Below are 13,173 nucleotides of genomic sequence, written 5' to 3' on the forward strand. Positions count from 1 at the left end.
TTATTGATAATCGCTGCTTCTCCCTCGGTATTCACGCATTTTTCCTGACACAGGCCGGCCGGTATAAACAGGAGATTGATCAGAAGGAAAGAAAAGATGATGGTTATTCCGCGCATTGTATCCTCACCTCCAAGGTGGAAATTCAAGACTATATGCGCGAATATACTTTAAGCGGATGTAATTTGTAAAGGGTAATTGTGTTCAATAGTGACCGGGAAAAGGGAGGATGATAGGTGTTAGCGAGCTGCTCCTCCATCATTTCCCAATACAGAAGGTTGAGAATATCCTGTCCAGAATTTCTTCGGTGGCAGTTTTCCCGCCGATTTCACCCAGACTGTCAAGAGCTTCCCGGACATCGAATGCGTAAAATTCAGGAGAAAGACCGCTCTCGACGGCGTCCCTGGCCTTTAGCAGCGAAGCGGCCGTTTTTTCAATGGCTGTTTTATGACGGATATTGGATATGATATACGCTGATTGGCGATTGTGCGGATTATCCAGAACTATCGAATAGATCGCATCTTTTAGTTCCGGTATGCCATCACCGTATTTTGCCGAGATCCATATGAGTGGTATCGTATCAGGTATGAGGGTTGTTAATTCCCGTTCATCAAGCATGTGAGAGAGGTCCGCCTTGTTGATGACCAGTAAACGCTTCATCGCCCGGCATCGCTCGATGATATCGGTATCCTCCTTTGTGAGGAGAGTATTCCCGTCAAGGACAATGATGGCCACATCCGCCTGTGAAAGTTTTTCCCATACTAAACGGACACCTTCTTTTTCGATAATATTTTCCGGTTCTCTTATTCCGGCTGTATCAGTGAGTTTTACAGGTACTCCCCTGATATTGACAATTTCCTCAATAAAATCCCTTGTTGTTCCCGGAAGGGGAGTTATGATGGCCCTCTTCTCACCTAAGAGTCTGTTTAAAAGGCTTGATTTTCCTACATTGGGCCTTCCTGCGATTACGGCATTAATACCATCCCTGTAGATTTTTCCTTCCCGGTATGTCGATACAAGTTTATGCAGTTCATCAATAACTGTTTCGATTTTACGAGAAATATCTGAATAATTACTGATCTCTATATCCTCATCTGAGAAATCGATGGATGTCTCGATGATGGCGAGGATATCAATGATCGATGCGCGAATCGTCTCGATTTTCTCAGCTAAGTTTCCTTTGAGGTGGGAAACAGCCAGTTCCAGTCCCCGGTCTGTTTTCGCCATGATCATTTCAACGATAGACTCTGCCTGGATGAGGTCGATCCGGTTATTCAGAAAGGCACGCCTGGTGAATTCTCCGGGTTCGGCAAGACGTGCGCCCGCTATGATGACTTCAGAAAGTACAGACTGCAGGATGACAGAACCGCCGTGGCAGTTAATCTCCAGTACATCTTCTCCTGTGTAAGAATGAGGCTTCATCATGAGAGAGATGAGAACTTCGTCGATGACCAAACCCGTTTCAGGCGAAACGATGTCTCCATGATAGAGATGATGGCTTTTGAATCCATCATCCCTTTTTGATGATCTAAAAAGAAGGCGGGCAATATCCATTGACTTCGGGCCGCTAACGCGTATTATACCGATTCCTCCCACACCGGGAGGGGTGGCTATGGCCGCTATGGTGTCTTCCAAACTTGTCCCTTTTTCACCGGCATAATAACAATTTTTCTGAATTCACCTTCACCCCGGCTTTTGGTAGTTAATTCCTCGTCGTTTTGCAGCGCCAGATGGATGATGCGGCGGTCATGGGCGTTCATATGTCCAACAGTTAATGCTTTCTTTGATTTTTTTACTTTTTCTGCCAGCTTTTCAGCCAGGGAGCTGAGTGACTCTTCTCTTCTTTTCCTATAAGATTCGGTATCTATGATAATCATTTTTCGGTTATCAGTGTACTTACTTACGGACTTGTTCACAATGTACTGAATAGCATCAAGGTTCTGTCCTCTTTTCCCGATAAGTAAGCCGCTGCCGTCCCCCTTGATATTCAGGAAAATCGTGTCAGGTGTTTCTTCAACGGTTACAGGGCAATCGAGGTGCATCCTAAGCAGGACACCCTCCAGGATTCTTTTTGACTTCATAGCCGGGGTTTCTTCAGCGGGAGCTCCGGTTGCGGCAGATTGAGGTGGATCTGAATTGACAAACGATTTTTTTTGAACAGTTTCTCGATATTGCTCCGCCGGTGTATCTGTCGTCATTTCGATGGTCATTATGCTTGCTTTTATTTTCGCTTTTTTTGATCCAAGGCCGAGAAATCCAGAAGTGCAGTCCGAAATGATCTCAATATTCAGCTTTTCCCTTGGCATGTTGAATTCGCTGCATGCTTTTTCGATGGCGTCATCTATGTTTTTTCCTTCAAATTCCAAATACTTCATAGTTCTTACCTCATCTTACGATGGTTTTTTGTTAATGTAAAGCTGTTGCCCGATGCTCAATATATTTTGAAAGAGCCAGTAGAGGACCAGCCCTGACGGAAAACTCAAAAACAGAAACGTAAAAACAACAGGCATCAACAGCATCAACTTTGCCTGCATGGGATCTCCCACAGGGGGGCTCATCTTTTGCTGAATGAACATTGTTGCCCCCATAATGATTGGTGTGATGTAGTAAGGATCCTTTGCTGACAGATCCTGAATCCACCAGTAGAATGGGGCATGACGAAGTTCAATAGAATACATGAGAGCCTTATAGAGTCCAAAGAAGACAGGAATTTGAATCACCATTGGCAGACATCCCCCCAGGGGGTTCACCTTGTGGGTTTTATACAGAGCCATTGTTTCCTGGCTTAGTTTTGTCTTGTCAGTTTTAAATTTCTCCCTGAGTTCGGCTATCTTCGGCTGAAGTTTCTGCATTTCCTTCATAGATTTGTAGCTCTTATTTCCCAAGGGCCAGAAGAGAATCTTTATCAGGAGAGTGAGGATAATAATAGCAGTACCGTAGTTTGCAACATGGTTGTTGAGGAATTTAAGGGAGATCAAAAGAGGCATGGCCAGCCACTTCATCCATGAACCGAAGTCAATGGCGTTCTCAAGGCCAACTCCCTGGGCCTTGAGGATATCGTAATCCTTCGGTCCCAGGTACAATGTATAGGTGAACAACCCGATCTGCCCGGGTGGAATAATGTTTTGAGGATCTTTCAGATTTACGGAGACCATGTTTTGAGCATCTACCGAAAGGGAGAGCGTTGTCAACGTAGGATTCTGAGCTATCATGGAAGCCAGAAAGTATTTACTTTCAAACCCCGCCCAGGCTACATCAGGACCAAGCAGTTTTCCGGATTCAATTTTCTTGGCCTCGTAAAGGTCGATGCTCTTTGCAATGAAAGAAATAGGACCATCGTGGCCGTAACTGTCTGTTTCCGCCTTGGGATCCATGTACTGATGCCAGGAGAGAAGAGCGCTCTGGTTCAGAGGTGCATTTGATAAGTTGTGCACTTTTACCTCAAGTTCGAAGGTATACTTCTCCGGATAAAAGGTAAAGATTTTTTCTATTTTCACCTCCTTGGGGTATATCTGTGTGAAGGTGAGTCGACGGTTGTCCGGGCTTTGTGTTATATTAATTGCGTTGCTATCCGTCATGTATATACTTTCAGGGGGGATATCGATGGTCGATCCGGGGAAGGTGACGGTGAGCGGACGCAACATGCCGTTGTTAACGTTAACGAGCTCAATAAGTTCTGAGTCGCTGGCGAGATTTGTTCGGTAATTGTTGAGTTTGTAAGATTTCAGAGTGCCGCCTCTGGTAGTGAAAACGGCCGTGTAGAGAGGCGTTTCGACCTTAATATCCTTCTCAATCACCGCAGCCGGTTTTGATAAGATGGTCCTGGTATAAACCGGTTTTGCCTGTTCCGGGGCGGCTTCTTTACTGGCCGGCTTCCCTTCAACAGTACCCCCTTGTTGTACAGAATCAGGCTGTTTTGGGGGCGGCTGTTTTGCAAAAAATGCCTGCCAGGTAAAAACAACCATCAGTGACAGGACTATGGCAAGGAAGGTCTTCTTGTCCATTCAATACCTCCACGCTTTTGCGCCTTACATTTTCTATTTAACTGGATCGTAACCGCCGGGGTGAAAAGGGTGGCACCGAAACAGCCGCATCAGGCCGGAAAACAAACCCCTAATTGGGCCGTATCGCCGGATTGAGGTTATCGCATATTCGGAGCATGATGGGTAAAAACGGCAACATGGAGTAAAAAGAGGAGATATACATATCTGGTAGAACCGGATAAAAATAATGAGAATTTTCCCCAGAATCTGCATAAACGTTGTATTATGAACCTAATTTTTTGATTAAAAGACTTTCTAATTCCCTGCATACATCCTGATACGTTAACAACGATGCATTTTTTTTTGCGATGATCACGATATCTTGTGGAATTGAAAGCCTTGATTTATTTAATCTAAAAAACTCTCTCAAAAGACGTTTAATTCTGTTTCTTTGAACAGCGTTCCCCACCTTTTTACTGACCGTTAGTCCCAGTCTGCTAATCCCCGCTTGATTCTTGCGCGCGATAACGGTTAAATGTTCCGAATTGCTGCGCACCCCCTGCTGATAGATGGTCGAATAATCTTTTCTTTTACGAATTCTTACATGCTTGCCAAAGGATAGTTTTTCCATGGACCGCTTTTAAAGGCTAAACGGTCAACCTCTTTCTCCCTTTAGCGCGTCTTCGACTCAAGACCAATCTACCCCCCCTGGTGGACATTCTAACAAGAAAGCCGTGGGTTCTTTTTCTCTTTGTGTTGCTGAAATTTGTCAGATTCTTTTTCATTAACTGTACCCCGGTCAAAATAATTAAGGTGTTTCAATAACCATAACCGGGTTTGTTTGTCAAGGTTAAATTGGAAAGGTTATTCAAAGCAATAATTTAAAATTCCACACGGAATACCTCAATAGCCACTTTCTTACCTTTGACTTTTTGCGCGGGCAGCGGCGTCAGACCCTTCAATCCTTCCACTTCTGAGTACCGGCCATGAATGACGTCCTTGACATCCCTGCTAATAAGGATCTCATTCGGTTCAGCGATAGACTGGAGCCGTTGCGCGACGTTCACGGCATCGCCGATGACCGTGTAGTTAAGATGATCCACCGATCCGATGTACCCCGCGACGACATCACCCGTATTCACTCCGATACCGATTTTCAGCTCAGGCCATCCTTTAGGACGGTTCTCTACGTTGAAAACCTTTAGAGCACGGATCATCTCGATAACGGTTCTGAGTGCCCGGACAGGGTCGTCGTCATGTGAAATGGGGGCGCCAAAGATGGCCATCATGCCGTCACCGAGCAGCTTGTCAAGGGTGCCATCATTTTTGAAGATGATGGGTGTCATATGTGAAAAGAAGGCGTTCAGGATTTCCACGACTTTTTCTTGGTCGAGTCCTTCGGAAATGGATGTAAAGCCACGCAGATCTGCAAAAACAATGGTTGCGCGCTTCCGCTCGCCTCCGGGCCGGAGGAGTCCTTTGCTTCCCAGAATCTCTTCTGTGACATTTTTTGAAAAAAAACGACTCAAAAGGAATCGCTTATTTTCCTCTTTGATCATCTGTGTGTAAAGGCGGGACAGGGCTAATGCAGTGGCGATCTGGTCTGCCACCAGACTGAAAAAACTCACCTGATTCTGATCGAATCCATCTTTCATCCGGTGAACGAGATTAAGGACGCCGACGGCAGTGTTGTTATGTATAACAGGAACACAAAGGAGCGATTGACCGCGAACGCTTTCCTTTTCTTCAAGACAGCAGGATTCCTCGACATCATTGAGGATGATCGGTATTTTCTTGGAAATCACCTGCCCGGCAGTTCCTTCGTCAAGCCTGATAAAGGTAGGCCGGCTTGTCAGGCCATCATCGTCACTGCTTGCCACTATCTCAAGCATCCGAAGCTCGTCATTGAGGAGCATCAGGAATATCTGTTCCAGCGTAGAGTACTTCTTGACAATCTTCAATTGTTCCATGAAAAGGGCGTTTCTGTCGTAAATGCCTGTCAGGCGGAGCGTGTCCACCAACTCCTTGATGACAGAAAGTTCTTTGATCTTGTTTTCATAATTGACCCTCATCTTGAGGTACTGCCGCTTGAAAACCTCTTTTTCCGCAGCAAGCCGGGTCTCTTCTTCGGTTTTGTCTTGCATCTTAAGTACTCATTACTCGAATCCTCAGGAATTCAAGGTAAGGTAATCCTGATTCTGTTCAATTATAGTCATGGCGTCCCTGGCCATATCATCCAGCTTCTGAGTATCCATGTCCTTGAACAACTGGGTCAGGAATATCCAGTGGCCGACGGTCAACCAGTGTGCGTGACCGGGGACGTCATCAGCAAGTTCTTTAGCCCCGGTGGCTCTGTAATACAGGTAGTCTGCAAGGCCGGTTACGGCAGCAAGTTCTGAGTGGCTTGATGCACTGAAGGGCTGGTGATGAAACGCGATCGCATTTACGAGGGCTTCCGGGAGGTTCCACCGGGAGGTAAGATACTTGCCGATCTCAGCGTGATTCATTCCAAAATGATCTTCCTCGAGCTCAAAAAATGGGAGATCGTACTTTACCATACCGGTATACGTTTGCCGATACATATCAGGAAATTTCTCGATAAGCAAAATTTTACCGACGTCGTGGAGGAGACCTGCCGTAAATACCCCGACATCCCGGTACTGGGGGAGGAACATTTTGCACAAATGTTGGGCAATAAGGGCTGTACAGATGGAATGATGCCATAGGAATTTGGGATCGATCAGGTCCTTGAGAGGCTTGACATCAAAAACTTTTGCCACTGCGAGGCCGAAGGCGATATCTACAATTTCATCTGTTCCGAGAAATGCTACGGCTTGCTTGACGGAACTGATTTTTTGCGGATTTCCGTAAAAGGCAGAGTTCACGGTCTTGAGCAGCTTTGATGTCAGAGCAGGGTCCCTCGTGATAATATTCGCCAGTTCAGTTCCTGATGAGTTAGGGTCGGAAGCGATATTGAATATCTGTGTCGCCACGGAAGGCAGTGTCGGCAAATCTTCGGAATGGATGAGCTTTGACAGCATCTTATTCATGAGATCGTCACGTTTCGCAATACTGTCTTCCAGTTCCATCTGATGGATGATAGCATTGAAATGACTTTCCGCCGTCTTATCTGACAGGTACTTCGGCGGTGCGTTGATCAGTCCCTCCAGTGCCGGTGTCAGAGGAGAATTAAAGGGCAATCGGGCCAGAAATTCCTTCTGTCCTGCTTGTGGAATCTGGCTGAGTCCAAGCCAGAGGGTCTGCGGATCCATATTCAGGAGTCTTTTAAAAATTCTTCCCCGTGCCCGAGTAAAACAAAGCTGAAGCGGTGTAACCCCTACCTTTTCAGCGTTTGAATAATCTAAGGCGGAAGGCTGCAACAGTTCCTTTTCGGGAATATCGGGAAGAGAAAAATTGTCTTCATTTCTTCTGGGCAATCCCGCGAGGTATATCAACTTTGGAAAAGCCTGCCCTTCGTCAGGAAAAACAGAGTATCCTATGGTTATATGTATGTCTTCACCCAATAGATGCTTCATGATTCGCCGGGCTTTGCCCTGAAGAGGCAACACTCCCAGTTTATCCGTGGCAAAACCGAGGATGAGAATACGGACATCATCAATTCCGATGACCGTGTCACTTTCACGGAAGTGCTTGGCGATCTGATCTTCAAACTGTCCCATCATTGAGGGAAGATTTGCAGGGGATTTCTCCGATTCTACCTGAACAAGAAGGATTACCAGACTGGTTCGACACCTGAGAATCTTGCTCAATTCCCTCTTGATAAGCTTGTCGTGTTTCTGGGAGATGACGAACTGAACTGAGGGGTAGGCAATGACCGGCTCCAAAATCGTCATACAGCCTATCTTCATTAGTGAAGCCTGTGTCAGTTCAGCGCTTTGCTGGGTATGGAATTCCTGTACTACACGTGGAGGGGTGGTCATGATGCTCTGAATTTTATCTGGTAAAAAGTTCAGATCCCTCTTTAAATATGACAGAAACGTTTTAAAGTCAGCGCCTGGTTCAAACCCATTGAATATTAAACGGTAACGAACATCACTCATGATGTTTGCCTTTGGCTTTCCCGCAATAACTAATAATGGGGCAGTTGTAGTTCAGGAAGTCGATACCCTGTTACATAAAAGCGTGAAAGGCTTTTATGAAGAATCCGTTTTGGTTGTGAAAATATAGGAGAAACGGTCCTGTGTGTCAAGAAAAATGGTTACCTCATAGATCTTCCGGCGTCTTATCCGGTTCTTCAGGTGTCTCTCTGCATTTTCTTTTATTAAAACCTGCGGAAAATACCTTCGGAGTCCATAATAAAATATAGGTATTGAAAAGCATTGATATTTCGGTTTCAAGGCAATATAATATGCATAAGAGGCCCTATATGAAAAAAGAGCACAAAACAAAGTATCAGCTTTTGAATGAATTGTTAGAGTTAAGCCAACGGGTTGCGGAATTAGAAAGATTAGAGGCCGAGCACAAACTGGCAGATGAGATATTATCTGAAAGCGAAATGCGTTATCGACGGATGGTTGATGCAGTTACTCCCTACACTTATTCAGTTGAAGTAAATGAAGGACGGGCAGTTTCAACATGGCATAGCACGGGATGTGTGGCGGTAACCGGCTATTATCAGGTAGATTATGAAAATGACCCGCATCTCTGGTATTCAATGATACATCCTGAGGATCGGTTGATTGTGGAAAACGCAGTGAGTAAGATTATGGCAGGTGATGAAGTTTTACCAATTGAACACAGACTGATACGCCGGGATGGTACGGTTGTCTGGGTGCGTAATACTATAGTGCCGTATCGTGACGAAAATGGTCAATTGTTTCGGTATGACGGTTTGATAGAGAACATTACCGAACGGAGGAAAATAGAAGAAGAGCTCCTTAAAGCGAAGAAACTGGAATCTGTGGGCACCCTTGCTGGCGGTATAGCTCACGATTTCAATAATTTACTGCAAGCCATTGTGGGCAGCATTTATCTTGCAAAAATGCATATAGAGCCGGAAGATAAAATATATAAGTTTTTAGATACCGCGGAGAAGGTATCAATACGTGCAAGCGATATAACAAAGAAGTTGATCACCTTTTCGCAGGGAGGGGCGCCGGTGAAAAGTGCAATGTATATCGGAGAATTTATAAAGAATACGGTTCATTTTTCTTTGAGTGATTCCGATGTCGCATGTAAATTTCATATTGCGGATGACCTTTCTCCGGTTGATGTTGACGAGGGACAGATAAGACAGGTAATTCATAATATGATTCTCAATGCCAGAGAAGCTATGACTGAGGGAGGAGCGCTTACGATCATCGCGGAAAACGTTTCGGTTAATGCAACAGAAGAGCTTCCCTTAAAACAAAGAAAATACGTAAAAATATCGATGTCGGATAGCGGCATCGGCATACCGGCGGAGAATCTTTCAAGGATATTTGATCCCTATTTCACAACAAAAGAAATGAGCGCCCAGAAGGGGATGGGCCTGGGGCTAACCACATGTTATTCCATCATTAAGAGTCACGAAGGCTTGATAACGGCAGAATCTGAAGTGGGTGTTGGGACCACTTTTTATATCTACCTCCCTGCTTCAGAAGAGTATATTGTGACAGAGATACCCGCAATATGAGGGGTACTTTTCGGCAAAAGAATAGTTTCAATTCACGCCCCCGCGCGGGGAGCGACGTCCGCCAACTATGGTAAGAGATATTTTCCAAAGCCTATGATTTGTACACCTACAATTAAATGAGTTTACTTTCAAAATAACTTAAGAATTACTGGTAGAAATCTAATGTGATTAGAGAAATCAGAGGAGTAACGATTTCAGGAAGACATCCGGATTCTACACGAAGGTAAAATTCGCTGTCAAGACATCGCATGTTTCGATCCGTATTCAGCGCCCTCCTCGGGGCCAATATCGAAAGAGTCCTGGGTATCAAAATGGCCGCGGCGGAGTGGAAGCTTGAAGTTACGCCCCCCGCCCCGCCGGAACATGATGGGCTGTAAGACGCCGTGCTGCCGGATCAATTCCGTCAATTCCTGGAGCGCCGCCGGGTCGAGATACTTCCGGGGCTGCTCCGGGTCGGGCAGCAGGTCGTTGAGGTTGATCATATACAGGGCGTTGGTGACGTAATCTATCTTTTCCGGTATGGGGGCGTTCCTCATTCAGCACATAAAAACCCGTGATCCTGGGATGGACGACGGGGTTGTTGGGTTGATTGACCTGTTCATGAGTTCCCTTCCTGCGCTTCAGTTTACGGGGACATTCAACAACGGTTCAATTTTGTTTCATTTGCTTCGCTATGCCACGAACCTGCTATTTCGTTAATGCGTTTTCTTCCGGTTCATGGAAATAGAAAAACGACGACAGGATGGCAAAATTGAAAAGGCGGCAATCTCTTATACAGAACCCCATCTTTTTCAGAAATAAATAGAACCGTCCCCTACTTAGCATCTGTTTAACTTACTGATATTGCTGCTGATAAATATTGAGCAGGTTCAACTTTTTAAGAACGCTTGCCGGCGTCAACATGGTTACTTGCACGACCCCCGGCAACCTCCCGATTTGAATATCTCCCGTAATCGTGGCGCGATTCTTGACTTCCGCAATGGAATATCCCGTCAGCGCGGCCATTCTTGTTAATCCATTGGCTGTAGCTGTATTCAGATCCGCACCGGAACCCACCACCTGCACCGGATACACATTTGTTTCGATCGGGAAGCCGTAATTCTGGGAAAACCGAGCCGCCTCATTCTTTTCCTCGTCCGTATAAGGGCGGGCCAGCAAGGGCAGATCCTCGCAGCGCGGTAAAACGATGGGCCCGTCAATGGCGAGGCATTTAATAACGCTAACCTCGATAATGACTTCTGCGGAAACGTCTGTTGTGTGGCCAGCTACTTCGCCGTCGCCCATCATGGCATGAACATCGCCCACATATATCCCCGCCTGAGCGACCTTCACCGGAGCAATAACCATTGCGCCTTCAACGACCTCGTTAATATCCATATGGCCATCGGTGCGCTGCAAAAGCTGTTCTGGGGTAAGGGCGTATTTATGGGGGGCATTGATCAGGAAAGAGCCAAAATCACCGGCATTGTGCGATGACGGCAGCGCCACCGATGGGCAGGACCCGATATTACCCACCATGGGGCGAACGCGGGTCAGGACGCCCCACAAATCGCCTTTAGCCAGAAGGTTGGCGGAATACTGGCATGATCCGGTGGGAATGGCGCTGAATTGCTGAGACTGGCGGGCAATCTCCTCTGACATCTGTGGCGGGACGGTAACCCCGATGGTTCTCTCGGCATTAAATAACATGGTATAGCCATTGTCCAGGTGAAAGGGCTTAACAGAAGTTTTACAGGCCGCACATTTGATGGCGTCTTCGCCAATGCCTTCAAGATAAGTCTTCGGGTTGATCAGGCCGCAACCGGGACACTGTTTGGCAACGAAAGGGTCGCCAACGAAATTTCCCTCAATAAAGCTATCGGTCCCTGAGGTCGTGGCAAGGGACAAAACATTGATCTTTTTAATCTTGAGACAGACGCTGTCACCGATTTCGGCCCCTGCGACGGCAATGGGGTGGGTAACTTCGTGCCCGCTCGCATAGTCGGGTGTAATCATCGCTCCCCAGCACCCGGGCGAGACGCGGGCCACAATAATGCCGCCGTCGGCGACCAGGCCGGCCATCGGTTCTTTCGGGTCCAATACCCAAGCCATCTTGGATGTGTGTACAATACGATTAGCCATCTTCAGTCCTCCTTTCTTTGTTTAAAAACACATTTAAGTCCGTCATGTTCTTATCCCCTTTTCCACATCCCAATATTCATCTGCCTTACCCCTGTACCTTGGTCCAAATATTTTGAAATCAATAGTCTGATCCACTTCAGAAAGTCTTTTCAGCCTTTGATTATATCCATTGAAATCCAATCTCATTTAACCGTTTTATCTTTTCAGCACTTAGCTGCCCTCTTCTCCAGCCAGCCCGTTGTCGTGCTGCGCATCTGCCGAACTCTGGGTTTTCCTTAAATCTTTGCGACACTTGTAAATGACCTTTACCCTCTTTGAATATATTTTACATTTTAATGTTTGGAGTCTACGGGAAAGGTCTTTGTGTGTCAAGGTAAGATAGGCCAGAAGATAAACATTGCCACTTGTCATCATGCATGTTTCAACGAAATCGTCAAATATTGACTTCAGGAAGTTGTCCACACTTCAACGCTCTCGCCTGCTCCATACGGCTGTTGGTTCCGCCGATGTCAGCGGTCAGGATATGGCGTTCCGTCTTAGGCAAATTGTCAGACCTCCGTTCCCGACATTTTTTTCTTCTTCGTCGTTCCACCCTTTTTCCTGGACGGAACCAACTTCTTGGCTGCTTTAGAAGGTTCACGGACTGACAGTCTTTCCAGAACAATTCGCTCAGCTTCAAGCCAATTTTCCACATCCCGCCCGGATATTCCCATCTGTTCGTAGATTTCGTAAGCAACCCTGGCAATTTCTTCTTTGAGATCCTGTTTGCTGTCCATGATGGGCTCCTTTCATTGAGTCGAGGTTGGGATAGAAATACGGGGCGCGTAGTTTTAAGGTTGAGGTTTATTCTCACCCCCTTTGCCACTTGGCTTCCCGGCGCTGCCATAATATTTCAACAACGCCTTAATAATATCATAAATACCCAGAAAACAACATCAATAATTCCGATTTGAAACCCAGAATTCTCATCGACACCAATGCTTTGTGGGCTACAGGAAGTACGCATCAACCGGATGAACTAGAAATCCTTCAATAGGCATTATAGTATTCTAGGGGTATTAATTCTACTCCGACACATGATTGATTATGCTTAGATCAACATCTTCATCAGGTACAAAGCGATTTGATGCCGGACATCGGGCAGAGATGATTTTTGTTTCAGTTCTCTTTGCCTGTCCCGCCAGCGCGCCGAGGAACGAACGGGGCATTGGCGATCTTTCCACGATTCCAAAGCGCATGGATTCATTGGGAAAGACTGCTTTGTATCCTTCCCATTCTCCGATACCACAGGTTCTGCTGTTCGAGTTTTTTTTCCTGTATGCGCTGGAGCGTCAGATAGCCGAAAGCAAGAATGACCAGCAGTACATGCCGTCGCCAGCCGGTCCAGCTTCTGCCCTCATGGTGATCCAGACCCAGTTCCTCCTTCAATTGCTGGTA

14 protein-coding genes are annotated in these 13,173 nt (G+C 46.2%); 1 reads left to right on the forward strand and 13 read right to left on the reverse strand.

Annotation, left to right across the window (positions count from 1 at the left end; genetic code table 11):
* Positions 1–255: 255 nt before the first annotated feature.
* The 8 genes from mnmE to NTW12_11895 all read right to left on the reverse strand — a co-directional run bounded on the left by mnmE (position 256) and on the right by NTW12_11895 (position 8,041).
* Complete coding sequence (mnmE, locus tag NTW12_11860) at positions 256–1,632, reverse strand: tRNA uridine-5-carboxymethylaminomethyl(34) synthesis GTPase MnmE (protein MCX5847028.1); 1,377 nt, start codon at positions 1,630–1,632, stop codon at positions 256–258.
* On the reverse strand, positions 1,617–2,372 hold the full coding sequence (locus NTW12_11865) for a protein jag (GenBank protein MCX5847029.1): 756 nt from the start codon (positions 2,370–2,372) through the stop codon (positions 1,617–1,619). Before NTW12_11865 ends, mnmE begins: the two co-directional genes overlap by 16 nt.
* Before the next feature lie 15 nt (positions 2,373–2,387).
* Positions 2,388–4,001: a membrane protein insertase YidC gene (gene yidC, locus NTW12_11870; protein MCX5847030.1), complete on the reverse strand. Its 1,614-nt coding sequence runs from the start codon at positions 3,999–4,001 to the stop codon at positions 2,388–2,390.
* A 33-nt stretch (positions 4,002–4,034) separates the two neighbouring features.
* Positions 4,035–4,253 carry a membrane protein insertion efficiency factor YidD gene (gene yidD, locus NTW12_11875; GenBank protein ID MCX5847031.1) on the reverse strand — a complete coding sequence of 73 codons (219 nt, stop codon included), beginning with the start codon at positions 4,251–4,253 and terminating at the stop codon, positions 4,035–4,037.
* 10 nt (positions 4,254–4,263) lie between these two features.
* The gene (gene rnpA / locus NTW12_11880; GenBank protein ID MCX5847032.1) at positions 4,264–4,611 is read right to left on the reverse strand and encodes a ribonuclease P protein component; all 348 of its coding nucleotides are present in this window, start codon (positions 4,609–4,611) and stop codon (positions 4,264–4,266) included.
* Positions 4,612–4,627: 16 nt separating this feature from the next.
* Positions 4,628–4,765, reverse strand: a complete 138-nt coding sequence (rpmH, locus tag NTW12_11885) for a 50S ribosomal protein L34 (protein ID MCX5847033.1) — start codon at positions 4,763–4,765, stop codon at positions 4,628–4,630.
* A gap of 96 nt (positions 4,766–4,861) precedes the next feature.
* A complete protein-coding gene (locus NTW12_11890) occupies positions 4,862–6,124 on the reverse strand; it encodes a GAF domain-containing protein (GenBank protein ID MCX5847034.1) in 1,263 nt (420 codons plus the stop codon).
* A 24-nt stretch (positions 6,125–6,148) separates the two neighbouring features.
* Positions 6,149–8,041, reverse strand: a complete 1,893-nt coding sequence (locus tag NTW12_11895; GenBank protein ID MCX5847035.1) for an HDOD domain-containing protein — start codon at positions 8,039–8,041, stop codon at positions 6,149–6,151.
* 326 nt (positions 8,042–8,367) lie between these two features.
* Here NTW12_11895 and NTW12_11900 point away from each other — a divergent pair, with 326 nt between their 5' ends.
* Entirely contained in the window at positions 8,368–9,615 is a 1,248-nt protein-coding gene (locus NTW12_11900; protein ID MCX5847036.1) for an ATP-binding protein, read from the forward strand.
* Positions 9,616–9,851: 236 nt separating this feature from the next.
* On the opposite strand, the gene NTW12_11905 is transcribed toward NTW12_11900, so the two are convergent.
* The 5 genes from NTW12_11905 to NTW12_11925 all read right to left on the reverse strand — a co-directional run.
* Positions 9,852–10,151, reverse strand: a complete 300-nt coding sequence (locus NTW12_11905; GenBank protein ID MCX5847037.1) for a ParB N-terminal domain-containing protein — start codon at positions 10,149–10,151, stop codon at positions 9,852–9,854.
* A gap of 298 nt (positions 10,152–10,449) precedes the next feature.
* On the reverse strand, positions 10,450–11,736 hold the full coding sequence (locus tag NTW12_11910; GenBank protein MCX5847038.1) for an acetamidase/formamidase family protein: 1,287 nt from the start codon (positions 11,734–11,736) through the stop codon (positions 10,450–10,452).
* Between the two features lie 548 nt (positions 11,737–12,284).
* Positions 12,285–12,512, reverse strand: coding sequence for a DUF2934 domain-containing protein (locus NTW12_11915; protein MCX5847039.1), 228 nt, complete (start codon positions 12,510–12,512; stop codon positions 12,285–12,287).
* Between the two features lie 288 nt (positions 12,513–12,800).
* Entirely contained in the window at positions 12,801–12,944 is a 144-nt protein-coding gene (locus NTW12_11920; GenBank protein ID MCX5847040.1) for a hypothetical protein, read from the reverse strand.
* Between the two features lie 34 nt (positions 12,945–12,978).
* Positions 12,979–13,173 (reverse strand): hypothetical protein (locus NTW12_11925; GenBank protein ID MCX5847041.1); only part of this gene is annotated, 195 nt, incomplete at its 5' end.

This window comes from Deltaproteobacteria bacterium, from assembly GCA_026388545.1.
Classification (GTDB): domain Bacteria; phylum Desulfobacterota; class Syntrophia; order Syntrophales; family UBA2185; genus JAPLJS01.

Coding starts and splice junctions, on each gene's coding strand:
- NTW12_11865 (MCX5847029.1), bottom strand. CDS start 2,372: ATGAAGTATTTGGAATTTGAAGGAAAAAACATAGATGACGCCATCGAA.
- yidC (MCX5847030.1), bottom strand. CDS start 4,001: ATGGACAAGAAGACCTTCCTTGCCATAGTCCTGTCACTGATGGTTGTT.
- yidD (MCX5847031.1), bottom strand. CDS start 4,253: ATGCAGATTCTGGGGAAAATTCTCATTATTTTTATCCGGTTCTACCAG.
- rnpA (MCX5847032.1), bottom strand. CDS start 4,611: ATGGAAAAACTATCCTTTGGCAAGCATGTAAGAATTCGTAAAAGAAAA.
- rpmH (MCX5847033.1), bottom strand. CDS start 4,765: ATGAAAAAGAATCTGACAAATTTCAGCAACACAAAGAGAAAAAGAACC.
- NTW12_11890 (MCX5847034.1), bottom strand. CDS start 6,124: ATGCAAGACAAAACCGAAGAAGAGACCCGGCTTGCTGCGGAAAAAGAG.
- NTW12_11895 (MCX5847035.1), bottom strand. CDS start 8,041: ATGAGTGATGTTCGTTACCGTTTAATATTCAATGGGTTTGAACCAGGC.
- NTW12_11900 (MCX5847036.1), top strand. CDS start 8,368: ATGAAAAAAGAGCACAAAACAAAGTATCAGCTTTTGAATGAATTGTTA.
- NTW12_11905 (MCX5847037.1), bottom strand. CDS start 10,151: ATGAGGAACGCCCCCATACCGGAAAAGATAGATTACGTCACCAACGCC.
- NTW12_11910 (MCX5847038.1), bottom strand. CDS start 11,736: ATGGCTAATCGTATTGTACACACATCCAAGATGGCTTGGGTATTGGAC.
- NTW12_11915 (MCX5847039.1), bottom strand. CDS start 12,512: ATGGACAGCAAACAGGATCTCAAAGAAGAAATTGCCAGGGTTGCTTAC.
- NTW12_11920 (MCX5847040.1), bottom strand. CDS start 12,944: ATGCCCCGTTCGTTCCTCGGCGCGCTGGCGGGACAGGCAAAGAGAACT.